Origin of the sequence: Actinomadura viridis (genome assembly GCF_015751755.1) — a bacterium.
Lineage (GTDB): Bacteria > Actinomycetota > Actinomycetes > Streptosporangiales > Streptosporangiaceae > Spirillospora > Spirillospora viridis.
The window spans coordinates 4657909-4682906 of sequence record NZ_JADOUA010000001.1 but is presented as its reverse complement, the minus strand read 5'-3'; the positions used below and the strand labels follow the sequence as shown (position 1 = coordinate 4682906).

At 69.6% G+C, this 24998-nt stretch carries 17 protein-coding genes and 3 rRNA genes; 16 read left to right on the top strand and 4 right to left on the bottom strand.

The features are described from left to right. Positions 1-87: 87 nt before the first annotated feature. Both pheS and pheT read left to right on the top strand, forming a co-directional pair. Positions 88-1197, top strand: a complete 1110-nt coding sequence (gene pheS, locus IW256_RS21655; RefSeq protein WP_197012716.1) for a phenylalanine--tRNA ligase subunit alpha — start codon at positions 88-90, stop codon at positions 1195-1197. Beyond that, positions 1197-3683 (top strand): phenylalanine--tRNA ligase subunit beta, encoded by a 2487-nt coding sequence (pheT, locus tag IW256_RS21650; protein WP_197012715.1) that lies wholly within the window; start codon positions 1197-1199, stop codon positions 3681-3683. The genes pheS and pheT overlap by 1 nt, the downstream gene beginning before the upstream one ends. Before the next feature lie 74 nt (positions 3684-3757). Here the strand turns inward: pheT and IW256_RS21645 are convergent, their stop codons facing one another. Genes IW256_RS21645 through IW256_RS21635 form a run of 3 tightly spaced genes read right to left on the bottom strand, consistent with a single transcriptional unit; the run spans position 3758 to position 6189 of the window. After that, positions 3758-4618, bottom strand: a complete 861-nt coding sequence (locus IW256_RS21645) for an ABC transporter permease (protein WP_231403879.1) — start codon at positions 4616-4618, stop codon at positions 3758-3760. Then, complete coding sequence (locus IW256_RS21640; protein WP_307828991.1) at positions 4615-5631, bottom strand: ABC transporter ATP-binding protein; 1017 nt, start codon at positions 5629-5631, stop codon at positions 4615-4617. The genes IW256_RS21645 and IW256_RS21640 overlap by 4 nt, the downstream gene beginning before the upstream one ends. Positions 5632-5655: 24 nt before the next feature. After that, the gene (locus IW256_RS21635; protein ID WP_197012714.1) at positions 5656-6189 is read right to left on the bottom strand and encodes a MarR family winged helix-turn-helix transcriptional regulator; all 534 of its coding nucleotides are present in this window, start codon (positions 6187-6189) and stop codon (positions 5656-5658) included. A 167-nt stretch (positions 6190-6356) separates the two neighbouring features. Here IW256_RS21635 and argC point away from each other — a divergent pair, with 167 nt between their 5' ends. Genes argC through IW256_RS21605 form a run of 6 tightly spaced genes read left to right on the top strand, consistent with a single transcriptional unit; the run spans position 6357 to position 12214 of the window. Further along, complete coding sequence (gene argC / locus IW256_RS21630) at positions 6357-7385, top strand: N-acetyl-gamma-glutamyl-phosphate reductase (RefSeq protein WP_197012713.1); 1029 nt, start codon at positions 6357-6359, stop codon at positions 7383-7385. Further along, on the top strand, positions 7382-8539 hold the full coding sequence (gene argJ, locus IW256_RS21625) for a bifunctional glutamate N-acetyltransferase/amino-acid acetyltransferase ArgJ (protein ID WP_197012712.1): 1158 nt from the start codon (positions 7382-7384) through the stop codon (positions 8537-8539). The genes argC and argJ overlap by 4 nt, the downstream gene beginning before the upstream one ends. Before the next feature lie 23 nt (positions 8540-8562). Next, a complete protein-coding gene (gene argB, locus IW256_RS21620) occupies positions 8563-9519 on the top strand; it encodes an acetylglutamate kinase (protein WP_197016459.1) in 957 nt (318 codons plus the stop codon). Further along, positions 9516-10736 carry an acetylornithine transaminase gene (locus tag IW256_RS21615; RefSeq protein ID WP_197012711.1) on the top strand — a complete coding sequence of 407 codons (1221 nt, stop codon included), beginning with the start codon at positions 9516-9518 and terminating at the stop codon, positions 10734-10736. The genes argB and IW256_RS21615 overlap by 4 nt, the downstream gene beginning before the upstream one ends. Positions 10737-10739: 3 nt before the next feature. Continuing rightward, positions 10740-11693, top strand: a complete 954-nt coding sequence (argF, locus tag IW256_RS21610) for an ornithine carbamoyltransferase (RefSeq protein ID WP_197012710.1) — start codon at positions 10740-10742, stop codon at positions 11691-11693. Positions 11694-11701: 8 nt separating this feature from the next. Further along, positions 11702-12214, top strand: a complete 513-nt coding sequence (locus tag IW256_RS21605; protein WP_197016458.1) for an arginine repressor — start codon at positions 11702-11704, stop codon at positions 12212-12214. Positions 12215-12408: 194 nt separating this feature from the next. On the opposite strand, the gene IW256_RS21600 is transcribed toward IW256_RS21605, so the two are convergent. After that, entirely contained in the window at positions 12409-13356 is a 948-nt protein-coding gene (locus tag IW256_RS21600; protein WP_197012709.1) for an NAD-dependent epimerase/dehydratase family protein, read from the bottom strand. Positions 13357-13427: 71 nt separating this feature from the next. Here IW256_RS21600 and IW256_RS21595 point away from each other — a divergent pair, with 71 nt between their 5' ends. The 8 genes from IW256_RS21595 (at position 13428) to rrf (ending at position 24099) form a co-directional block, all read left to right on the top strand. Beyond that, positions 13428-13874 carry a MarR family winged helix-turn-helix transcriptional regulator gene (locus IW256_RS21595; protein ID WP_197012708.1) on the top strand — a complete coding sequence of 149 codons (447 nt, stop codon included), beginning with the start codon at positions 13428-13430 and terminating at the stop codon, positions 13872-13874. A gap of 304 nt (positions 13875-14178) precedes the next feature. Then, complete coding sequence (argH, locus tag IW256_RS21590; RefSeq protein ID WP_197012707.1) at positions 14179-15606, top strand: argininosuccinate lyase; 1428 nt, start codon at positions 14179-14181, stop codon at positions 15604-15606. A 13-nt stretch (positions 15607-15619) separates the two neighbouring features. Next, positions 15620-16252: a DNA-3-methyladenine glycosylase gene (locus IW256_RS21585; RefSeq protein ID WP_231403878.1), complete on the top strand. Its 633-nt coding sequence runs from the start codon at positions 15620-15622 to the stop codon at positions 16250-16252. 9 nt (positions 16253-16261) lie between these two features. After that, the gene (locus IW256_RS21580; RefSeq protein WP_197012705.1) at positions 16262-16678 is read left to right on the top strand and encodes a hypothetical protein; all 417 of its coding nucleotides are present in this window, start codon (positions 16262-16264) and stop codon (positions 16676-16678) included. Between the two features lie 78 nt (positions 16679-16756). Next, positions 16757-18034: a tyrosine--tRNA ligase gene (gene tyrS, locus IW256_RS21575; RefSeq protein WP_197012704.1), complete on the top strand. Its 1278-nt coding sequence runs from the start codon at positions 16757-16759 to the stop codon at positions 18032-18034. A 738-nt stretch (positions 18035-18772) separates the two neighbouring features. Further along, positions 18773-20290, top strand: a 16S ribosomal RNA gene (locus IW256_RS21570). Between the two features lie 446 nt (positions 20291-20736). Beyond that, positions 20737-23850: ribosomal RNA gene (locus IW256_RS21565) — 23S ribosomal RNA — on the top strand. A gap of 132 nt (positions 23851-23982) precedes the next feature. Next, positions 23983-24099, top strand: a 5S ribosomal RNA gene (rrf, locus tag IW256_RS21560). Together the 16S, 23S and 5S rRNA genes form the textbook arrangement of a ribosomal RNA operon. Positions 24100-24998 lie beyond the last annotated feature (899 nt).

Genomic DNA, 24998 nt, shown 5'->3' with positions numbered 1-24998 from the left:
CCGCGGCCGGGCCCGTCGTTTCCGGATCCTTCCCGTCCGCCCACTAGACTGCGGGCGTTCCACGCCGACCGGAGTTCTCACACCACCATGTCTGCACCCAACAAGTCCTATGACCCTGTCGAGGTGTCCGCGTTGCAGCCCGAAGAGCTGGACCGGGCCCGCGACGAGGCCCTCGCGGCCATCGCCGCGGCGGCCGATCTCGACGACCTCAAACAGGTCCGCCTGGCGCACGCCGGCGACCGTTCCCCCCTCGCCCTGGCCAACCGGGAGATCGGCGCGCTGCCGCCGGCGGCCCGCGCCGACGCGGGCAAGCGCATCGGCGCCGCCCGCGGCGCCGTGGGGCAGGCCCTCAAGGCCCGCCAGGCCGAGCTGGAGGAGGAGCGCGACCAGCGCGTGCTGGTCGAGGAGACCGTCGACGTCACCCTGCCCTGGCGGCGCGCCCCGCGGGGCGCCCGGCACCCGCTGACCACCCTGCAGGAGCGGATGGCCGACGTCTTCGTCTCCATGGGCTTCGAGGTCGCCGAGGGCCCCGAGGTCGAGGCCGGCTGGTTCAACTTCGACGCGCTGAACTTCAAGCCCGACCACCCCGCGCGCACCATGCAGGACACCTTCTTCGTCGAGGCGGAGGAGACCGACGTGGTGATGCGCACGCACACCTCGCCGGTGCAGGTGCGCTCGCTGCTGTCGCGGCCCCTTCCGGTGTACGTGGTCTGCCCCGGCCGCACCTACCGCACCGACGAGCTGGACGCCACGCACAGCCCGGTGTTCCACCAGCTCGAAGGGCTCGCGGTGGACGAGGGCCTGAGCATGGCCGACCTGCGCGGCAGCATCGACGCGTTCGTCGACGGCATGTTCGGCGCCGGGCTGAAGACCCGCTTCCGCCCCTCCTACTTCCCGTTCACCGAGCCGTCGGCCGAGGTCGACATGCAGTGCTTCGTGTGCCGCGGCACGTCGGTGGAGCCCGGCGTGCCCCCGTGCCGCACGTGCGGCTCGGAGGGCTGGATCGAGCTGGGCGGGTGCGGCATGGTCAACCCGCGCGTGCTGGTGGCCTGTGGGATCGACCCCGACCGCTACAGCGGGTGGGCGTTCGGCCTGGGCGTGGAGCGTTCGCTGATGTTCCGGCACGGCGTGGAGGACATGCACGACATGGTGGAGGGTGATGTGCGCTTCACCCTTCCGTTCGGGATGGAGATCTGATGCGGGTCCCGCTCAGCTGGCTGCGGGAGTACGTGGCGCTCCCCGCCGGCGTCACCGGCCGTGATCTGGCCGCCCGGCTGATCGAGGCCGGCCTGGAGGTGGAGACGGTCGAGCAGGCCGGCGCCGACGTCACCGGGCCGCTGGTGGTCGGCCGGGTGCTGGCGATCGAGGAGCTCACCGGCTTCAAGAAGCCGATCCGCTACTGCCAGGTCGACGTCGGCCGGGCCAACGGCACCGGCGAGCCGCAGAACATCATCTGCGGCGCCACCAACTTCGCCGTGGGCGACCGGGTCGTGGTGATCCTGCCCGGCGGCGAGCTGCCCGGCGGGTTCAAGATCGGCGCCCGGAAGACCTACGGCAGGGTCTCCGAGGGCATGATCTGCTCGGTCCGGGAGCTGGGGATCGGCGACGACCACGACGGCATCCTGGTGCTGCCCGGCGACGAGCCGGCCGGGACCGACGCGATGGAGCTGCTGGGGCTGCGCGACGACGTGCTCGACATCGCCGTCACGCCCGACCGGGGCTACGCGCTGTCGATCCGGGGCGTGGCCCGCGAGGCCGCCCTCGCCTACGACGTGGAGTTCACCGACCCGGCCGCGGCCGGGCTGCCCGCCACCGACGGCACGGCCGGCGAGGTGTACCCGGCGAGCATCGCCGACCCGTCGGCCTGCGACCGGTTCGTGCTGCGCGAGGTGCGCGGGTTCGACCCGGCGGCGCCGACCCCGATGTGGATGCGGGTGCGGCTGCACCGCGCCGGGATGCGCCCGGTGTCGCTGGCCGTGGACGTCACCAACTACGTGATGCTGGAGCTGGGCCAGCCGCTGCACGCCTTCGACCGCGGCAAGCTCACGGGCCCGATCGTGGTGCGCCGCGCCGCGCCGGGGGAGCGGCTGGAGACCCTCGACCACGTCCGGCGGGAGCTGCACCCCGAGGACATCCTCATCACCGACGGGTCCGGGCCGATCTCGCTGGCGGGGACCATGGGCGGGCTGGCCACCGAGATCGACGACGCGTCCACCGACATGGTCCTGGAGGCGGCGCACTTCGACGACATCGGCGTCGCCCGGATGGTGCGCCGCCACCGGCTGCACAGCGAGGCGTCGTACCGGTTCGAGCGCGGCGTCGACCGCGAGCTTCCGTTGCAGGCCTCCCACCGCGCGGCGCTGATGCTGGCCGAGCTGGGCGGCGCCGAGGTCGTGCCCGGCGTCACCCACGTCCAGGCGCCGGCCGCGCCGGTCACCGTCACGATGGCGGCCGGCCACCCCGACCGCGTCGCGGGCGTCGCCTACGGCCGCGACGCCGTGGTCCGGCGGCTGGAGCAGGTCGGCTGCGCGGTCGCCGGTGAGGACGAGCTCACCGTGACCCCGCCGTCCTGGCGGCCCGACCTCACCGACCCCAACGACCTCGCCGAAGAGGTCATCCGGCTGGAGGGCTACGAGAACATCCCTGCGCGCGCGCCCCGCCCGGTCGCCGGCGGGGGGCTCACGCCGCGGCAGCGGCTGCGGCGCCGGGTGGGCCGCGCGCTGGCCGGCGCCGGATACGTGGAGGTGCTGAGCTTCCCGTTCGTGTCCGAGAAGGACTGGGACGCCCTGCAGCTTCCGGCCGGTGACCCGCGGCGCAGGGCGCTGCGGCTGGCCAACCCGCTGTCGGAGGACGACCCGCTGCTGCGCACCACCCTGCTGCCGGGCCTGCTGAAGGCGCTGGCCCGCAACGTGGGGCGGGGCTTCGGCGACGTGGGCCTGTACGAGCTGGGGCTGGTCTTCCGGCCCCGGGCGGACGCCCCGGCCGGGGCGCCGAGGCTCCCGGTCGACCGCCGCCCGACGGAGGAGGAGCTGGCCTCGCTGGAGGCCGCGCTGCCCGACCAGCCGCAGCGGGTGGCGGTCGTGCTGGCCGGCGAGCGCGAGCCGTCCGGCTGGTGGGGCGCGGGCCGCCCGGCCAGCTGGGCCGACGCGGTCGAGGCCGCGCGTACGGTCGCCGGCGAGGCGGGGGCCGCGCTCACGGTCAGGGCCGACCGGCACGAGCCCTGGCACCCGGGCCGCTGCGCGGCGCTGTACCTGGGGGACACCCTGGTGGGCCACGCCGGTGAGCTGCACCCGCGGGTGATCAAGGCGTACGGGCTGCCGCCGCGTACCTGTGCCATGGAGCTGGAGCTGACCCGGCTCGGCGACCCCGGCGTGGTGAAGGCTCCGCACGTGTCGTCCTACCCGTTCGCCACGCAGGACGTCGCGCTGGTGGTGGACGCGTCCGTGCCCGCCGCCGACGTGGAGGGCGCGCTGCGGGAGGGCGCGGGAACCCTGCTGGAGTCGGTCCGGCTGTTCGACGTCTACACCGGCGAGCAGGTGGGCGAGGGGCGCAAGTCCCTGGCCTACAGCCTGCGGTTCCGCGCGCCCGACCGTACCCTGACCGCCGAGGAGGCGGGGACGGCCCGGGACGCCGCGGTCGCCTCGGCGGCCGAGCGCACCGGAGCCGTGCTCCGCGGCGGCTGACGCGCCCGTTCCGATGACGGCACCGGAAGCGGCCCCCTGGCGGGGGCCGCTTCCGCGTGTCCGGGGCCGGCCGGTCAGGTCAGCACGCGCCGGGTGAACGTCCGGGTCGCGAGCCAGGTCAGCACGGCGGTCCCGCCGAGCAGGGCCAGGGAGAAGGCCCAGGTGGGCATGTGCTCGACCTCGGGGGTCAGCGCGGCGCGCAGTCCCTCGCTGAGGTACACCAGCGGGTTGAACAGGCTCACGATCTGCAGCCAGCGGACATCGCCCAGGGCCGCCCACGGGTAGTAGACGCAGCCGAGCATGGTGAGCGGCAGCAGCACCAGCGCGAACAGCATCTGGGTCTTCTGCGGGTCGATCAGCGTACCGAGCAGGAGACCGCCCGCGGCGGCCAGCAGCGAGCCGGCCACCAGCGTCATGACCAGGATCGCCCAGCTGCTCACGTGGATGCGAGGCGCCTGACCGTCGGCGTGGATGAACAGCACCGCGGGGAAGACCAGCAGCCCGCCGAGCAGGCCCTGCAGCCCGGCCGCGGTGATCTTCTGGATCGCCAGCATCGGGATGGGCAGCGGGGCCAGCGCCCGGTCGCTGATGGAGCGCTGCCAGGACAGCTCCATCATCAGCGGCATGACCGCCGCCATCACCGCCTGCATCAGCAGCGACGAGGCGACCAGCCCCGGCACCAGGATGGTGGTGAAGCTCCCGTCCTCCCCGCTCATCGGCCCGCCGCTGCCGATCTTCGGCAGCACGTAGGCGAACACGAACACGAACATCAGCGGCTGGACCAGCACCCGCAGGAACGTGGAGACGAAGTTGCGCCTGATCACCCGTACCTCGCGGGCCATCATCGCGAGGAAGGTGCGGGTCATGGCCGGGCGCATCACCGGCGGGGCCGGCACCGCCGGGGCCTGCCCGATCGCGGCCTGCTCGCTGCTCATTCGCGGTACTCCCGTCCGGTCAGGGTGAGGAACACGGTCTCCAGGCTGGGCCGCAGCTGGGTGGCGTCGGTGACGCCGACCCCGGCGGCGGTGCCGGCGGCCACCAGCTCGCCGAGCACGCCCTCCGGCCGGCGGGTGAAGACCCGGACCTGCTCGTCGGTGATCTCGACCTTGCCGACGCCGTCCCGGTCGCGCAGCGCGGAGATCCCCGCGGGCGGCGGCCCGTCGTAGCCCACGGTGATCACGGTGTCGGCGCCGGCCGAACGCTTGAGGCCGTCCACGGTGCCGCTGGCCAGGACCTTTCCGTGGTCCACGACGGCGACCCGGTCGCAGAGCGCCTCGGCCTCCTCCATGTAGTGGGTGGTGAGGACGATGGTCTGCCCCTCGGCCTGCAGCCCGCGCAGCACCTCCCAGAGGTTCACCCGGGTCTGCGGGTCGAGCCCGGCGGTGGGCTCGTCCAGGAACAGCACCTCGGGGCGGTGCACCAGGGCCCGGCAGATCATCAGGCGCTTGGCCTGGCCGCCCGACAGCTCGAAGGGGTTGCCGCGGCGGCGGTCGGTCAGCCCGAACAGCTCCAGCAGCTCGTCGGCCCGGCGGCGGGCGTCCTTGGCGCTCATGCCGAAGTAGCGGCCCCGGAACTCCAGGTTCTCGAACGCGTCGAGGTCGTTGTCGAGGGTGTTGTTCTGCGACACCATGCCGATGCGGCGCTTGACCTCCACCGGCCGCCGGGTGACGTCCAGGCCGCACACCTCGGCCCGGCCGGAGGTGGGCACCACCAGCGTGGTGAGCATGCCGATCGTGGTCGACTTCCCGGCGCCGTTGGGGCCGAGCAGGCCGAAGAACTCCCCGCGGGGGACCTCCAGGTCGACTCCCTGGACGGCCCGTACCTCTCCGCGGGAGCCGGAGTAGGTCTTGTGCAGGCCGGCGGCGCGGACGGCGATCCGGTCGCCGCCGGCGGCGGCCGGGGCCGCGGTGTCTTCGGAGGCCGTCGTGGCCTCCGGTGGTGATGGCACTCGTCTGTCCTTTCGAGAGGGACGTCAGGAAGGGCGCGGGGCGCAGCCGGGGGTGCCCGGGTGGCCGGGGGCGTCCGGATCGTCGGCGTTCAAGGCGTGGCAGCGTTCGAGCAGGCTCAGCAGGAACCTGCGGACGGCCGGCTCGTCGGCCTCGTCGACGACGTCGAAGACGTCGCAGAGGTCACCGGAGACGGTCTGGCCCTCGGCGCGGATCAGCCGCCTGCCGGAGTCGGTGAGGTGCACCACCACGGCCCGCCGGTCGGCGGGGTCGCGGCGCCGTTCGACGTGGCCGTTGCGTTCGAGGGTGTCGACGACCGAGGTGACGGTGGCCGGCGCGATGAGCAGCCGCTTGGCCAGTTCCCCGGCGCGCAGGCCGTCCTCGAGCAGCAGGGCGCGCAGGAGGAAGAACCCCGCCGGGCTGATGCCGTTCCGCTCCACCAGGCGCCACATGACCGGGCCCGACAGGCGCGCGGCGGCGACGAACAGGCGGGGGACGGGCCACTTCTCCACAGGCCCCAGTGCGGCCAGGTCCGGACCTCCGAGGCTTGAGCTGTCCATGGCAGATTTTTAGCGGGCTGAAATTTCGGTGTCAAATCTTTAGGTGACGAAATACTCTGCGTTCGGATCCCTGTCCGCATGCCGAGACGTCCGGGCCCACCTGTTTGGATATCCATCCACCGTGATGCATAATCTTGCTAATCGCTTCGGGGAGGGACACTCAGACCATGGGCATCAAGGCGGCGGTCGCCGGCGCCAGCGGGTACGCGGGCGGAGAGGTGCTGCGCATCCTCGCCGGCCACCCCGAGTTCGAGATCGGCACGCTCACCGCGGGATCCAGCGCGGGCACCCTCATGGGCGCCCACCAGCCGCACCTGCGCCTCCTGGCCGACCGGGTGCTGGCGGAGACCACGCCCGAGGAGCTGGCCGGGCACGACGTGGTGTTCCTGGCACTGCCGCACGGGCGGTCGGGGCCGCTGGCCGAGCGGCTCGGAAGGGACGTCCTGGTGGTCGACTGCGGCGCCGACTTCCGCCTGGCCGACGCCGCCGACTGGACCGAGTTCTACGGCTCGCCGCACGCCGGGACCTGGCCGTACGGCCTCCCGGAGCTGCCCGGGCAGCGCGAGGCGCTGGCCGGGGCCACGCGGATCGCCGTCCCCGGCTGCTACCCGACCGCGGTCACGCTGGCGCTGTACCCCGCGTTCCTGGCCGGGCTGGTGGAGCCGGACGTGGTCGTCGTCGCCGCCTCCGGCACCTCCGGCGCGGGCCGCGCCCTCAAGCCGCACCTGCTGGGCAGCGAGGTGATGGGCTCGGTCGCCGCGTACGGGGTGGGCGGCGTGCACCGGCACACCCCGGAGATGATCCAGAACCTCAGCGGGGTGGCGGGCGAGCCGGTCACCGTCTCCTTCACCCCCACGCTGGCACCGATGAGCCGGGGCATCCTCGCCACCTGCACCGCCCGGACGCGGCCCGGCGTCACCGCGGAGACCCTGCGCGACGCCTACGGGCTGGCCTACGACGGTGAGCCGTTCGTCGGGCTGCTGCCCGAGGGGCAGTGGCCTGCCACCTCCATGACCCTGGGCGCCAACACCGCCCTGGTCCAGGTCGCCCATGACGAGCGCGCCGGGCGCGCCGTCGTGGTCGTCGCCATCGACAACCTCACCAAGGGCACCGGGGGCGGCGCGGTGCAGAGCGCCAACCTCGCCCTCGGCCTGCCCGAAGAGCTCGGCCTCACCACGATCGGAGTGTCCCCTTGAGCGTCACCGCCCCCCGGGGCTTCCGCGCCGCCGGCGTCGTCGCCGGACTCAAGGACAGCGGAACCCGCGACCTGGCCCTGGTCGTCAACGACGGGCCGTCCCGCGCCGCGGCCGGCGTCTTCACCCGCAACCGCGTGAAGGCGGCCCCGGTCCTGTGGACCGAGCAGGTCGTCAAGGGCGGCCGCCTGCGCGCGGTGGTGCTCAACTCCGGCGGCGCCAACGCCTGCACCGGATCGGACGGCTTCCAGGACACCCACGCCACCGCCGAGAAGGTCGCCGAGATCCTGGCGGACTCGGCGGGCGAGATCGCGGTCTGCTCCACCGGCCTCATCGGCGAGCGGCTTCCCATGGACAGGCTGCTGCCCGGGGTCGAGACCGCCGGCGCCGAGCTGTCGCGCGGCGACGGCGGGCTGGCCGCCGCCGACGCGATCCGCACCACCGACACCGTCGCCAAGATCGCCTTCCGGCAGGGCGAGGGCGGCTACATGATCGGCGGGATGGCCAAGGGCGCGGGCATGCTGGCCCCCTCGCTGGCCACCATGCTGTGCGTGATCACCACCGACGCCGACCTGGACGCCGCCGCGCTGGACCGCGCGCTGCGCGCCGCCACCGGCGTGACGCTGGACCGGCTGGACGCCGACGGCTGCATGTCCACCAACGACACCGTGCTGCTGATGGCCTCCGGCGCCTCCGGGCACACCCCGGACGAGGAGGCCTTCACCGCCCTGCTCACCGAGGTCGCCGCCGACCTCACCCGGCAGATGCTGGTGGACGCCGAGGGCGCGAGCAAGGCCATCACCATCGAGGTCGTCGGGGCCGGCAGCGTGGACGACGCGGTCACCGTCGGCCGCTCCATCGCCCGCAACAACCTGCTCAAATGCGCCGTCCACGGTGAGGACCCCAACTGGGGCCGGGTGCTGTCGGCGGTCGGCACCACCGACGCGGTCTTCGAGCCCGACCACCTCAACGTGGCGATCAACGGCGTCTGGGTCTGCCGGAACGGGTCCGTCGGCGACGACCGCGACAAGGTCGACATGCGCCCCCGCGACGTGACGATCACCGTGGACCTGTCCGCGGGCCCGCACAGCGCGACCGTCTGGACGACCGACCTCACGGCCGACTACGTCCACGAGAACTCGGCCTACAGCACATGAGCGGGCTCACCTCGGGCGCCCGGATGCGCAAGAACCGCGCCGGGGTCATGGAGAAGGCCGGGACCCTGATCCAGGCGCTGCCCTGGCTGTCGCGCTTCCACGGCACCACCGTGGTGATCAAGTACGGCGGGCACGCGATGAGCGACGAGGCACTGCGCGCCTCGTTCGCCGAGGACGTGGTGTTCCTGCGGTACGCGGGACTGCGGCCGGTGATCGTGCACGGTGGCGGCCCGCAGATCAACGCGGCCCTGGAGCGGGCCGGGATCGAGTCCAGCTTCACGGCCGGGCTGCGGGTGACCACGCCCGAGGCCATGGAGGTCGTCCGGATGGTCCTGGTCGGCCAGGTCAACCGGGAGGTGGTCGGGCTGGTCAACCGGCACGGCGCGTTCGCGGTCGGCATGTCGGGCGAGGACGCCAACCTGTTCACCGCCGAGCGCAAGAGCGCCGTGGTGGACGGCGAGCCGGTCGACATCGGCCAGGTCGGCGAGATCGTCGAGGTCCAGGTCGGGGCGGTGCGGGCGCTGCTGGACGACGGCCGCATCCCGGTGATCTCCAGCGTGGCCCGCGGCGACGACGGCGAGGTCTACAACGTCAACGCCGACACCGCCGCGGCGGCGCTGGCCGTCGCGCTGGACGCGACCAAGCTGGTCGTGCTCACCGACGTGGAGGGGCTGTACGCGGACTGGCCCGACAGCGACGACGTGATCGACAGCCTCACCACCGACGAGCTGGCCGCGCTGCTGCCCGAGCTGTCCTCGGGCATGGTGCCCAAGATGGAGGCGTGCCTGCAGGCGGTGCGCGGAGGGGTGCCGCAGGCGCACGTCCTGGACGGGCGGGTGCCGCACTCGATCCTGCTGGAGATCTTCACCGACGAGGGCATCGGGACGATGGTCATGCCCAGCGTTCCGGGCATGGACCCCGGCGCGGGCGGTGCCGCGGGCACCGGCGACGGCCGGGCGGCGGGAGAGGACGTGGCATGAGCGGGCGGAACGGCGTGGCGAACGACGACCTCAGGAAGCGGTACGAGGCGGCGTTCATGCCCAACTACGGGGTGCCGCCGCTGGCGCTCGCGCGCGGCGAGGGCAGCCTGGTGTGGGACGTCGACGGCAACGTCTACCTCGACCTCATCGCCGGCATCGCGGTCAGCAGCCTGGGGCACGGGCATCCGGCCCTGGTCGAGGCCGTCTCGGCGCAGACCGCCGGGCTGGCGCACACGTCCAACCTCTTCCTGCACGAGCCCGAGGTCCTGCTGGCGGAGAAGCTGCTGGAGCTGCTGGGGGCCGACGGCAGGGTCTTCCTCTCCAACAGCGGCACCGAGGCCAACGAGGCCGCCCTCAAGCTCGCCATCAAGTACGGCAAGGCGGCCGGCCGCGGCTACTTCGTCGCGGCCGAGAACGGCTTCCACGGCCGGACCCTGGGGGCGCTGTCCCTGACCGGCAAGGCGGCCATCCGCGACCCCTTCGGCCCGTACGCGCTGGACGTCCGGTTCGTCCCCTACGGTGACGCGGACGCGCTCAGGGCGGCCGTGACCGAGGACTGCGCGGCGGTGTTCCTGGAGCCCACCCAGGGCGAGGCCGGGGTCGTCCCGCCGCCGCCCGGCTACCTCACCGCCGCGCGGGAGATCTGCGACGCCACCGGCGCGCTGCTGGTCGCCGACGAGATCCAGTCTGCGATCGGCCGCAGCGGCACCTGGTTCGCGTTCCGGCACGAGCTCGCCGCCGCCACGCCCGACATCCTCACCCTGGCCAAGGGGCTGGGCGGGGGGCTGCCCATCGGGGCGTGCGTCGCCTTCGGCCCGCACGCCGCCCTGTTCGCCAAGGGCGACCACGGCAGCACGTTCGGCGGCAACCCGGTGGGCGCCGCCGCGGCCCTGGCGGTGATCGCCACCATCGAGAGGGAGGGCCTGCTCGGCCACGTCACGGCGGTGGGGGAGCGGCTCGGCGAAGGGATCGGCGCCATCGCGCACCCGCTGCTGGCGGGCGTCCGCGGGCGGGGCCTGTGGCGGGCACTGGTGCTGGCCGCCGACCGGGCCCCCGCGGTGGAGGCCGCCGCGCGGGACGCCGGGTTCCTGGTCAACGCCCTCCAGCCGGCGGCGGTCCGGCTCGCCCCGCCCCTCATCCTCACCCACGAGCAGGCGCGGTCCTTCGTGGACGCCCTCCCGGCGATCCTCGACACGGCGGCCGAGAAGGAGAACTGACCGATGGTCCGGCACTTCCTCCGGGACGACGACCTCACCCCGGCCGAGCAGGCCGAGGTACTGGAACTGGCCGCCGTCATGAAACGCGACCGGTTCGGATACCGGCCGCTGGAGGGGCCCCGGACGGTCGCCGTCCTGTTCGACAAGCCCTCCACCCGCACCCGGATCTCCTTCGCGGTCGGGATCGCCGAGCTGGGCGGCCACGCCCTGGTCCTGGACGCCGGCACCAGCCAGCTCGGCCGCGGCGAGAGCATCGCCGACACCGCCCGGGTGCTGGAACGGCAGGTCGGCGCGATCGTGTGGCGCACCTCGGCCCAGGAACGGATCGAGGAGATGGCCGCGGGCACGTCCGTCCCGGTCGTCAACGCGCTCACCGACCTGTTCCACCCGTGCCAGATCCTGGCCGACCTCCAGACCGTGGCCGAGGCCAAGGGCGGTCTCAAGGGCCTCACGCTGGCCTATTTCGGCGACGGCGCCAACAACATGGCCCACTCCTACCTGCTGGGCTGCGCCACCGCCGGCATGCACGTCCGGATCGGCGCCCCCGCCGCGCTGCCGCCCGAACCCGCGATCGTGGCGCGCGCGGAGGAGATCGCGGCGTCCACCGGGGGATCGGTGACCGTCACCTCCGACGCCGCGCGGGCCGCGGCCGGCGCGGACGTCCTGGCCACCGACACCTGGGTGTCGATGGGCCAGGAGGGCAAGGACACCTCGCTGTACGAGCCGTACGCGGTCGACGAGGCGCTGCTGTCCCGGGCCGACGGCGAGGCGATCGTGCTGCACTGCCTGCCCGCCTACCGCGGCAAGGAGATCTCCGCCGCGGTCCTGGACGGCCCGCGCAGCGCGGTCTGGAACGAGGCGGAGAACCGGCTGCACGCCCAGAAGGCGCTGCTGACCTGGCTGCTGCAGCGTTCGGAGCCGGGCGCCGAGAGCGGGCCGGAGGGGAGCGCGCCGTGAGCACTCCCATGACCAAGACCGCCCGCCTGGCCAAGGTCGTCGACCTGCTGAACCGGCATCCGGTGCATTCGCAGGCCGAACTGGCCCGGCTGCTGGCCGATGACGGCGTGGAGGTCACCCAGGCGACGCTGTCGCGGGACCTGGTCGAGATCGGCGCGGTCCGGCTGCGGGCCGAGGACGGCAGCCTGATCTACGCGGTGCCCGGCGAGGGCGGCGAGCGGATCCGGCGGGCCCACACCGGCGCCGGTGGCGGCGCCGAGTCGTTCACCGGGCGGCTCGGCCGGCTGGCCGCCGAACTGCTGGTGTCGGCCGAGGCGTCGGCGAACCTGGTCGTGGTGCGCACCCCGTCCGGGGCCGCGCAGTACCTGGCCTCGGCCATCGACCACGCCGACTGGCCCACCGTGCTCGGCACGGTCGCCGGCGACGACTCGATCCTGGTCATCGCCCGCAGCCCCGACGGGGGAGAGGAACTGGCCCAGGCCCTGCTGAGGCTGGCCGCCGGCCGCGAACGGCGGAACTAGGCTCCGTTTTCGTAGTCCCGGCCCACGGCGCTCGCCTGGCGGCTCGCCCCTGACCGGGCCTCGGCGAGCGCGGCATTGCTTCGCTACCTGCCCGGTGAGGTTCGCCTCCGGCATCGTCCCACCGGGCAGGTAGCGCGCTCGCGCGGTGCCGGGGTTCCTGGCTCCGCCACGCATGGCCGCGCCCGGAGCAACGCTCAGTACTCGTTGCCCGCACGCAGCCAGGCGATGTAGTCGGCGACCGAGCGTTCGGTGTCGTACTCGGGCTTGTAGCCGGTGTCCTGCTGGAGCCGGGTGATGTCGAGGTGGTCCTGCCGGCCGGTCCCGCCGGTGGGCAGCTCGATCCGGGCGTCGGGGACCACCCGCTTGATCGCGGCGATGATCTCGGCGTTGGTCGTCGCGCGGCCGGCCCCGACGTTGTAGGTGCGGTGGTCGAGCCGGTCCGCGAGCTGGAGGAGCGCGATGGCCCGGGCGGTGTCCTTCACGTAGCACAGGTCGATCGAGTCTTCGGCGTACGCCGGCCCGAAGAGCGTGGAGAGGTCCGGCTCGGTTCCGTTGACGGCGGCATGGACGAGTTCGGGCGCGGCGAAGAACATCGCGCCGTGGGGGTCGCGCGGGCCCCAGGTGCCGGAGATGCGGTGGTTGACGACTTCGATGCCGGTGACGCCGGCCAGGTGGTCGTTGAGCATCTCACCGATCTTCTTGAAGGTCGGGATCACGTGGGGAGCGGTCAGCGGCAGTGGCATGTCCTCCCTGAGCGGGCCCTCGGCGGTGACGCCGGAGTAGACGCCGATCGTGCTCGCGACGCCCACCCGGCGCACGCCCCAGTCCTGGGCGGCCTGCATGACGTTGAGCAGGCCGCCCAGGGCCTTGCGCGTCTGCTCGACCGGCTGCTCGGCGGCGGGCGGCCAGGGCATGGAGTACGCCAGATGCACGATGCCGGTGATCTCGTGGCGCGCGCCGACGTCGAGCAACGTGCTCAGATCGGTGATGTCGGCCTGCTCGATCACCACCTGTCCGCCGGCGAGGTCGGCCGGCGCCTCGCCGGCCCGGCGCTGCACCAGCACGCAGCTCTCGCCGAAATCGAGCAGCGCCCGCACGGTGTGGGAGCCGATGAAGCCCAGACCTCCGGTGACCAGGATCATTGCCGTCCTCATTCTGTCGTTATGCTGATTGTCAGTACTACTGACAATCAGGCTAGAGATAGAATGGGGCGATGTCCAGTACCGACGGGCCTGGCCCCGGGTTGAGCAGTAATCTGGTCTACCTGCTCAAGCACGCGCACCTTCGGATGGCCGAGCTGACCACGAAGGCGTTGACGCCGTACGGCATCGAGGGACGGGAGCTGGGGGTGCTGCTCGCGCTCGCCGACCTCGAGCCGGCGTCCCAGCAGCAGGCCGCGCAGAGGCTGGGCATCGACCGCACGACGATGGTCGCCCTGCTGGACGCGCTCGAAGGCAAAGGCCTGGTGTCACGTCACCCGCACGCGGACGACCGGCGCCGCAACGTGGTCGAGCTGACCGACGCCGGAAAGGACGCCCTCCGGCTGGCGCTCAAGGCGAGCGCTGACGCCGAGCGTGAGTTCCTCGCGCCGCTCAGCCCGCAGGCCGCCGAGGGGCTGCGGAACGCACTGCGGGCGATCGTGATCCGCCCGGACCCCTAGAGCCGGTGTCCGGCGCAGGGCGGCGGCACCGCGGTGGTCACCGTCCGGCGCGCGGGGGCCTCGCTCTACAGTTACGAGCGGGACCGCGGCCGGGACGCCCGACCCGAGACGACCTGCGGGCCGTCCGGCGTCCTCCGGAGCCGTACGGGATGGTGAAGCAGGACGTGCCGATGGCAGTACGGTGGTGGGCACATCCTCGCGCCTTCCGGCGTCAGGCCGTGACGGGACGGGATGTGCCGGGCCATGCCCGGTTTACCGGAACTGATGAGAACAACCCCCTAGCGGTGGGAAGAAGAGGATTTCCGTGACCAAGGCACCGACGCGACTGTGGGGCGGCCGGTTCGAAGGCGGTCCGTCGGACGCGCTCGCGCGGCTCTCGGTGAGCGTGCAGTTCGACTGGCGGCTCGCCCCGTACGACCTGATGGGCTCGCGCGCGCACGCCCGCGTCCTCAACCGGGCGGGGCTGCTCACCGACGACGAGCTGACGCGGATGCTCGGTGCCCTCGACGACCTCGAGGAGGCGTGCCGGTCCGGCGAGTTCCGGCCCACCGTCGCCGACGAGGACGTGCACACGGCCCTGGAGCGCGGGCTGCTCGAACGGCTCGGGGCCCTGGGCGGCAAGCTGCGCGCCGGCCGCAGCCGCAACGACCAGGTCGCCACCGACCTGCGGCTCTACCTGCGCGACCACGTCCGGCAGATCGTCAGCCGGCTGGTCGAGCTGGAGACGGCCCTGATCGCGCAGGCCGACCACAACCTGGGCGTCGCCGCGCCCGGCATGACCCACCTGCAGCACGCCCAGCCCGTGCTGTTCTCCCACCAGCTGCTGGCCCACGTCCAGCCGCTCACCCGCGACATCGACCGGCTCCGCGACTGGGACCGCCGCGCCGCCGTCTCGCCGCTGGGCTCGGGCGCCCTGGCGGGCTCGTCGCTGCCGCTCGACCCCCAGGCCACCGCGGCCGAGCTGGGCTTCGACTCGGCGGCCCCCAACTCCATGGACGCCGTCGCCGACCGCGACTTCGTCGCCGAGTTCCTCTTCGCCGCCGCCCTGACCGGGGTCCACCTGTCCCGGCTGGGCGAGGAGATCTGCCTGTGGGCGTCGCAGGAGTTCCGCTGGATCGAGATGGACGACACCTACGCCACCGGGTCGTCGATCATGCCTCAGAAGAAGAACCCCGACGTCGCCGAGCTGGCCCGCGGCAAGGCCGGGCGCCTGATCGGCCATCTGGTCGGCCTCCTCACCACCCTCAAGGGCCTGCCGCTGACCTACAACCGCGACCTGCAGGAGGACAAGGAGGGCGCCTTCGACGCGGTCGAGACGCTGCTGCTGGTGCTGCCCGCCATGTCCGGCCTGATCGCGACCATGCGGGTCAACACCGAGCGGCTGGAGACCTCCGCCCCCGACGGCTTCGCGCTGGCCACCGACCTCGCCGAGCTGCTGGTGCGGCGCGGGGTCGCCTTCCGTGACGCCCACGAGGTCGTCGGCCACCTGGTGGTCTGGTGCCAGGTCAACGACAAGGACTTCGACGACCTGACCGACGACGAGCTGCTCAAGGTCTCCCCGCACCTGACCCCCGACGTCCGCGAGGTCCTCAACGTCCAGGGCGCCCTGGCCTCCCGCAAGGCCCACGGAGGCACCGCGCCCGACCGCGTCCGCGAGCAGATGCGGGAGCTGCGCGCCCTGGTCAACGACCATGCCGCCTGGGCCGCGGGGTCCGACGGCGCCGGTCGCTGAAGGAGGCGCGACCTTGCCCGGGCCCCCCCTCCCGTCCGAGCTCCTGCCCCGGAAGTTCTTCGACCGGCCGGCCGAGGTGGTCGCCCCCGAACTGCTCGGGCACGTCCTCGTCCACGGTGACGTCGCGGTGCGGCTCACCGAGGTCGAGGCGTACGCGGGCACGAGCGACCCCGCCTCGCATGCCTACCGCGGGCTCACCCCGCGCACGGCCGTGATGTTCGGACCGCCCGGCCACGCCTACGTGTACTTCACCTACGGCATGCACTTCTGCGTCAACCTGGTCTGCGCCGAGGAGGGCACGGCCTCGGCCGTCCTGCTCCGCGCGGGCCAGGTGGTCGCCGGCCACGAGACGGCCCGGCGGCGCAGGGCCCGCTCGACCGAGCGGGACATGGCCCGGGGCCCGGCCCGGCTGTGCATGACCCTGGACATCGGACGCGACCAGAACGGGCTGGACGTCTGCTCCCCGGAGGGATCGCTGCGGATCCTGGCGGGGGAGCCGGCCGACCCCGCCCTGATCAGGTCGGGCCCTCGCACGGGGGTGAACGGGGGCAAGCAGACGCCCTGGCGTTTCTGGATCGAGGGCGACCCCACGGTCTCCCCGTACCGCGCCCACGTCCCGCGCAAGCGGAAGCGGACCGAGGCGTAGGGCCGGGACGTGCGTCAACAGACGGAAGGCCGGCCCAACGTCGGCAGACGGATCGTGCTGTGGCTCAGCGGACTGGTCATCGTCCTGGCCCTGCTCGCAGGGGCCCTGCTCGACCTGTGGCTCGTCCGGCACGAGACCTTCGACCTGCAGACGCAGCCGGAATCGGTGAAGTACGAGGACGAAGCCGTGCACTACGCCGGGATCGTCCGCACGCGAAGCCGGCTCCTCGGCCGCCACCATGAGTACCTGCTGTACGCGGGCCGTGACGCGGGCATGTCCTACGGGCACTATGTGACGGTGGGGTTCACCGGCTCCGGACGGCCGATCCTCACGGTGGTCCGCTGGGAGCCGGGCGGCGTCCGGGCGCGGTTCGCCTCGGGACACGAGATCTTCGTCCCGGCCCGCTACTTCACCCACGGCCGGTGAATACCGTTACCTTGAACGGCGTTCCATCGGGCACCCTGGGGTGGGCATACCACCTGCAACATTGAGACGAGGGAGAACGTGACCGACATCCTCGAGGATCTCGCGTGGCGCGATCTGATCGCGCAGTCCACCGATCTGGGCGAACTGCGGGCGCTGCTCGCCGCGGGACCGGTCACCCTCTATTGCGGGTTCGACCCGACGGCGCCCTCGCTGCACCTGGGCAACCTGATCCAGATCCTCATGCTGCGGCGGTTCCAGCAGGCCGGGCACCGTCCCATCGGCCTGGTCGGCGGCGCCACCGGCCTGATCGGCGACCCCAGCGGCAAGAGCGCCGAGCGGGCGCTGAACTCCGAGGAGACCGTGGCCGGCTGGGTGGAGCGGATCCGCGGGCAGGTCTCGCGGTTCCTCGACTTCGGTGACGTCCCCAACGCCGCCACCATGGTCAGCAACCTCGACTGGACCGGTTCGATGACGGTCGTCGAGTTCCTGCGCGACATCGGCAAGCACTTCCCGGTGAACCGGATGCTCGCCCGCGAGACGGTCAAGAGCCGCCTGGAGACTGCGGGCATGAGCTACACCGAGTTCAGCTACGTGCTCATGCAGTCGATGGACTTCCTGGAGCTGTACCGGCGCCACGGCTGCGTCCTCCAGACCGGTGGCAGCGACCAGTGGGGCAACCTCACCGCGGGCGTCGACCTCATCAGGCGGGTGGAGGGGGCCTCCGCGCACGCCCTCACCACGCCCCTGCTCACCAAGGCCGACGGCAGCAAGTTCGGCAAGACGGCGGGCGGCGAGACCTACTGGCTCGACCCCGAGCTGACCTCCCCGTACGCCTTCTACCAGTTCTGGTTCAACGCCGACGACCGGGACGTGGAGGGGTTCCTGAAGGTCTTCAGCTTCCGGTCCCGCGAGGAGATCGAGGACCTGATCAAGCAGGGCGCCGAACGTCCCGCCGCGCGGATCCCGCAGCGCGCCCTCGCCGAGGAGGTGACCACCCTCGTCCACGGTGCCGACGAGACCGAGAGGGTGATCAACGCCTCCCGGGCCCTGTTCGGGCAGGGGGCGCTGGAGGAACTGGACGAGCGGACCCTCCGCTCGGCCCTGGCGGAGGTGCCCCGCGCGGAGGTGCCGCCGGGCGCGCTGCCGCCCGTGGTGGACCTGCTGGCCGCCTCGGGCCTCTGCAAGAGCAAGTCGGAGGCCCGGCGGGCGATCGCTCAGGGCGGCGCCTACCTCAACAACGCGAAGGTCGAGTCGGAGGACGCGGTACCCACCTCCGAGGACCTGCTGCACGGACGCTTCCTGGTCCTCCGGCGCGGCAAGCGCAACGTCGGAGGAATCGAGGTCGCCGGCGGCTGACACCACCCACCGTGTACGCGTCGGGGGCAGGGCCTGCTCGGTCCTGCCCCCGACGCGTGAGGTGGTCCCACCTGCCCTCTGAGCCGGTGGCGAGGATCCGGTCCCCAGGTCGCCGAACCGGACGCTCCGGACGTAACCGGAGAGGCCGGACCGGCGGCCCGGCGTTTGGGCAGGGAAAGATTGGGTAGATCATGTCACAGTCGTGTTACGAGGCCCGGGTAACGGGCATGGTCGGAGACCCAAAACAGGCCCCTCACCTGGGCGTACAGGGAGCGTCGGCGTTGATTTGACGCTGTCGCGGGGCGGACCTAATGTTCTACCTGCCCCAAGGGGAGCGGGACGCCGAGAGGCGGCCGGCCCGAGGGGATCCCTCCAGAGTTCGGCGACGCGACTCGTTCGCGTCCATCGGGCTTGCCGGGGACACCGAATCGGTCGAATTTTGACAAAACGGTCGAATCGGATAGGCTTGAAGGGTTGCCCCGAGATCGGGTCCGCGTGAGCGGAGACGGTTACGGTGGGTGTCCGTTTCTTGAGAACTCAACAGCGTGTTAAAAGCCAGTGCCTTTATCGGTCCGGCGGTAGCCGGGCCGCCCCGTGGCCATGACCTTCTGGGTTGTGGTCGGGGATTTCTTTGAGGCAATACGCGTGGCCTCTTCGGGGGTCGCGTGTTTGCTGGGATTGTTTTTCCTGAGGTTTGGCGGTTCGTGGGGTTCGCCCCCTGCGGGTCGTCGTTGGACCTTAATGGAGAGTTTGATCCTGGCTCAGGACGAACGCTGGCGGCGTGCTTAACACATGCAAGTCGAGCGGAAAGGCCCCTTCGGGGGTACTCGAGCGGCGAACGGGTGAGTAACACGTGAGCAACCTGCCCCTGACTCTGGGATAAGCCTGGGAAACCGGGTCTAATACCGGATATGACCACCGTCCGCATGGGCTGGTGGTGGAAAGTTTTTCGGTTGGGGATGGGCTCGCGGCCTATCAGCTTGTTGGTGGGGTGATGGCCTACCAAGGCGACGACGGGTAACCGGCCTGAGAGGGCGACCGGTCACACTGGGACTGAGACACGGCCCAGACTCCTACGGGAGGCAGCAGTGGGGAATCTTGCGCAATGGGCGAAAGCCTGACGCAGCGACGCCGCGTGAGGGATGACGGCCTTCGGGTTGTAAACCTCTTTCAGCACCGACGAAGCTAACGTGACGGTAGGTGCAGAAGAAGCGCCGGCTAACTACGTGCCAGCAGCCGCGGTAATACGTAGGGCGCAAGCGTTGTCCGGAATTATTGGGCGTAAAGAGCTCGTAGGCGGTTTGTTGCGTCCGTCGTGAAAGCCCACGGCTTAACTGTGGGTCTGCGGTGGATACGGGCAGACTAGAGGCAGGTAGGGGAGCATGGAATTCCCGGTGTAGCGGTGAAATGCGCAGATATCGGGAGGAACACCGGTGGCGAAGGCGGTGCTCTGGGCCTGTACTGACGCTGAGGAGCGAAAGCGTGGGGAGCGAACAGGATTAGATACCCTGGTAGTCCACGCCGTAAACGTTGGGCGCTAGGTGTGGGGTCCTTCCACGGATTCCGCGCCGTAGCTAACGCATTAAGCGCCCCGCCTGGGGAGTACGGCCGCAAGGCTAAAACTCAAAGGAATTGACGGGGGCCCGCACAAGCGGCGGAGCATGTTGCTTAATTCGACGCAACGCGAAGAACCTTACCAAGGCTTGACATTGCCGGAAAACCTGCAGAGATGTGGGGTCCTTTTTGGGCCGGTGACAGGTGGTGCATGGCTGTCGTCAGCTCGTGTCGTGAGATGTTGGGTTAAGTCCCGCAACGAGCGCAACCCTCGTTCCATGTTGCCAGCACTTCGGGTGGGGACTCATGGGAGACCGCCGGGGTCAACTCGGAGGAAGGTGGGGATGACGTCAAGTCATCATGCCCCTTATGTCTTGGGCTGCAAACATGCTACAATGGCCGGTACAGAGGGCTGCGATACCGTGAGGTGGAGCGAATCCCTTAAAGCCGGTCTCAGTTCGGATCGAAGTCTGCAACTCGACTTCGTGAAGTCGGAGTCGCTAGTAATCGCAGATCAGCAACGCTGCGGTGAATACGTTCCCGGGCCTTGTACACACCGCCCGTCACGTCACGAAAGTCGGCAACACCCGAAGCCCGTGGCCCAACCACTTGTGGGGGGAGCGGTCGAAGGTGGGGCCGGCGATTGGGACGAAGTCGTAACAAGGTAGCCGTACCGGAAGGTGCGGCTGGATCACCTCCTTTCTAAGGAGCATTCAACTGGCCGTGTCCTGGTTCGTCCAGGTGCGGTCGGTGGCCGCTGTTGGCAGCGAATGTCTGTCAGGTGGCTGCTCATAGATGTGGAGCACTGGTTATTCATTGCCGCTGTGATGCGGCCCGGTTGGTACCGCCCTTCGGGGAGTGGGAAGTCTGGGTTCGGGTCATGGTGGTGGTGGACACGCTGTTGGGTCCTGAGGGAACGGACCCTTCGGCCCCTGAAGTACACGGTGTTCGCATCGTGTGGTGAGGGGGCTGGGTTGTTTCTTCTGGGTTGGCGGGGCTGAGTGCGGTGCGCCTGTGTGGTGTGGCCGGCTTGGTGGTCCCGGTTGTTTTTTGAGAACTGCACAGTGGACGCGAGCATCTCTGACGAGACTTCGGATCTTCGGGTTCGGGGTTTTGTCTCTGTTGCGATTTGTATGATCGTTTTGTGTGTTCAAGTTTTTAAGGGCACACGGTGGATGCCTTGGCATCAGGAGCCGATGAAGGACGTGGGAGCCTGCGATATGCCTCGGGGAGTCGGCAACCAGACTTTGATCCGGGGATTTCCGAATGGGGAAACCTGGCACCCGTCATGGGGTGTCGCCGCCGTCTGAATGTATAGGGCGGTTGGTGGGAACGCGGGGAAGTGAAACATCTCAGTACCCGCAGGAAGAGAAAACAATAGTGATTCCGTGAGTAGTGGTGAGCGAAAGCGGAGGAGCCTAAACCGTGCGCGTGTGATACCTGGTAGGGGTTGCGTGTGCGGGGTTGTGGGAGCATCTTGTCGGGTCTACCAGCCTGGCGGAGAGTTACAAAGTATCGCGGTAGTCGAATGGCATGGGAAGGCCGACCGTAGACGGTGAGAGTCCGGTAGACGAAATCGTGGTGCCTCTTGGATGTTTTCCCGAGTAGCACGGGGCCCGTGAAATCCCGTGTGAATCTGCCACGACCACGTGGTAAGGCTGAATACTTCCTGGTGACCGATAGCGGATCAGTACCGTGAGGGAATGGTGAAAAGTGCCCCGGTGAGGGGTCGTGAAAGAGTACCTGAAACCGTGTGCCTACAAGCCGTCAGAGCGTCCTCGGCATCCTTTTGGGGGTGTCGTTCGTGATGGCGTGCCTTTTGAAGAATGAGCCTGCGAGTTATGGTGTGTGGCGAGGTTAACCGGTGGCGGGTAGCCGTAGCGAAAGCGAGTCTGAATAGGGCGTTTGAGTCGCATGCTGTAGACCCGAAGCGGGGTGATCTAGCCATGGGCAGGGTGAAGCGCCGGTAAGACGGTGTGGAGGCCCGAACCCACCAGGGTTGAAAACCTGGGGGATGACCTGTGGTTAGGGGTGAAAGGCCAATCAAACTCCGTGATAGCTGGTTCTCCCCGAAATGCATTTAGGTGCAGCGTTGCGTGTTTCTTGCCGGAGGTAGAGCTACTGGATGGCCGATGGGCCCGACAAGGTTACTGACGTCAGCCAAACTCCGAATGCCGGTAAGTGAGAGCGTGGCAGTGAGACTGCGGGGGATAAGCTTCGTAGTCGAGAGGGAAACAGCCCAGATCATCGGTTAAGGCCCCTAAGCGTGTGCTAAGTGGTAAAGGATGTGGAGTTGCCGTGACAACCAGGAGGTTGGCTTAGAAGCAGCCATCCTTGAAAGAGTGCGTAATAGCTCACTGGTCAAGTGATTCCGCGCCGACAATGTAGCGGGGCTCAAGCACACCGCCGAAGCCGTGGCATTTCAGTCTTTGTGCTGGGATGGGTAGGGGAGCGTCCTGCAGCCGGTGAAGCCGCCGAGTGATCGAGTGGTGGAGGCTGTGGGAGTGAGAATGCAGGCATGAGTAGCGAATGAAGAGTGAGAAACTCTTCCGCCGGATGACCAAGGGTTCCTGGGGCAGGCTAATCCGCCCAGGGTAAGTCGGGACCTAAGGCGAGGCCGACAGGCGTAGTCGATGGACAACGGGTTGATATTCCCGTACCCGCTGGTATGCGCCAACGCTGAATCCTCTGATGCTAACCATCCGATCCGTCCTTGATCCCTTCGGGGGTCTTGGTCTGGGGAGCATGGGGCCCGAGGGGGTAGTAGGTGAGCGATGGGGTGACGCAGGAGGGTAGCTCAGCCCAGGCGATGGTTGTCCTGGGGTAAGCATGTAGCCCGTGTCATAGGTAAATCCGTGGCACTTGTAAGGGTGAGATGTGATGCCGAGCCGTTTTAGGTGAAGTGAGTGATCCCATGCTGCCGAGAAAAGCCTCTAGTGAGTGTACCGGCGGCCCGTACCCTAAACCGACTCAGGTGGTCAGGTAGAGAATACCAAGGCGATCGGGTGAACTGTGGTTAAGGAACTCGGCAAATTGCCCCCGTAACTTTGGGAGAAGGGGGACCATGTCTGGTGAACGCCCTTGCGGTGGGAGCTGGGTGTGGTCGCAGAGGCCAGGGGGAAGCGACTGTTTACTAAAAACACAGGTCCGTGCGAAGTCGTAAGACGCTGTATACGGACTGACGCCTGCCCGGTGCCGGAACGTTAAGAGGACCGGTTAGATCCTTCGGGGTCGAAGCTGAGAATCTAAGCGCCGGTAAACGGCGGTGGTAACTATAACCATCCTAAGGTAGCGAAATTCCTTGTCGGGTAAGTTCCGACCTGCACGAATGGCGTAACGACTTCCCCGCTGTCTCAACCACAGGCCCGGTGAAATTGCAGTACGAGTAAAGATGCTCGTTTCGCGCAGCAGGACGGAAAGACCCCGGGACCTTCACTATAGCTTGGCATTGGCGTTTGGAGCGTCTTGTGTAGGATAGGTGGGAGACTGTGAAGCTGGCACGCCAGTGTCGGTGGAGTCGTTGGTGAAATACCACTCTGGTCGTTTTGAGCGTCTAACCCGCACCCGTGGATCCGGGTGGGGGACAGTGCCTGGTGGGTAGTTTAACTGGGGCGGTTGCCTCCTAAAGGGTAACGGAGGCGCCCAAAGGTTCCCTCAGCCTGGTTGGCAATCAGGTGGTGAGTGCAAGGGCACAAGGGAGCTTGACTGTGAGACAGACATGTCGAGCAGGTGCGAAAGCAGGGCCTAGTGATCCGGCACCGGCGTGTGGAAGCGGTGTCGCTCAACGGCTAAAAGGTACCCCGGGGATAACAGGCTGATCTTCCCCAAGAGTCCATATCGACGGGATGGTTTGGCACCTCGATGTCGGCTCGTCGCATCCTGGGGCTGGAGTAGGTCCCAAGGGTTGGGCTGTTCGCCCATTAAAGCGGCACGCGAGCTGGGTTTAGAACGTCGCGAGACAGTTCGGTCCCTATCCGCTGCGCGCGTAGGAGAATTGAGAGGGTCTGTCCCTAGTACGAGAGGACCGGGACGGACGGACCTCTGGTGTGCCAGTTGTCCCGCCAGGGGCACGGCTGGTTGGCTACGTTCGGTCGGGATAACCGCTGAAAGCATCTAAGCGGGAAGCCTTCCTCGAGATGAGTTCTCCCTCCCACCTTGGTGGGGTAAGGCTCCCAGTAGACGACTGGGTTGATAGGCCGGAGATGGAAGCATCGTAAGGTGTGGAGTTGACCGGTACTAATAGGCCGAGTGGCTTGACACATATTACAGCGTGAGTGTTCGCGTCCCTGTGCGGTTCCCGGAAAGCAAACGGGAATCCTGTTTTTGATAAGTGAATTGGCCTGACGGCCTGGACGAGTTTGCCGCCCCTGGTTTGTGGGGGTGTGCGTGGTTCGTTCGGTGGTTATGGCGAAGGGGAAACACCCGGTCCCATCCCGAACCCGGTAGTTAAGCCCTTCAGCGCCGATGGTACTGCATGGGAGACTGTGTGGGAGAGTAGGACGCCGCCGGACTCATTTTCCGATCGAGGGCCGCCCCGTTTTAGCGGGGCGGCCCTCGACGCGTATGTTGGACCTGTCAAAATGGGTGGAAGCAGGTCCACAGAACACCAAGAACAGTGACGGACGTGATGAGCGCGGAAGAGGACGGCCGCAGCGACGACAACCGCGAGCGGCGCGGTAAGGACGGGGGGCGGGGTACGCCTCCTCGTCGCGGGGGCGGCGCCCGCAGCGGTCCCGGTGGTTCGGGGTACCGCAAGGGCGGTGGTTCCGGTGACCGTGGCTCTCAGGGGAACCGTGGTCGTTCGGAGAACTCCGGCGGCGGCGGTCGGCCTCAGGGCGGCGGCGCGCCGCGCGGTCGCTCGTTCGGTGCCGGCCGGCCCGGTTCCGCAGGCGGTTGGAAAGACCGCCAGGGGAAGCGGGACGACCGGCGGCCGGAACGTCCGTTCAAGCGTTCCGATGATCGTCGCGGGCCGGGCGGGCCCGGCTCCGGCGGGGGAGAGCGCGGTGAGGCTCGCTCCGGCGGACCGCGGGGCCCGCGTCCGGCGTCCGGCGGCCAGGGCGAGCGTCGGTTCTCGCGTCCACAGGAAGGAAGGGCTGGCGGGCCCAAGGGGCGCGAAGGCGGTCCCAGGCGTGACGACCGTGGTCGTCCCCCTCGGGACGACAGGTTCCGCCGTGACGATCGGCCGGGTCGTGACGATCGTCCGCGCCGTGACGAGCGGGCAGGTCGCGAGGAGCGTCCGCGCCGTGACGAGCGTTCTCCCCGGGACGACAGGTTCCGCCGCGAGGAGCGCCCGCGGCGTGACGACCGTCCGCGCCGTGATGACCGGGTCGCGCGGGATGACCGGTTCCGCCGTGACGATCGGCCGGGTCGTGACGATCGTCCGCGCCGTGACGACGGGCCCCGCCGTGAG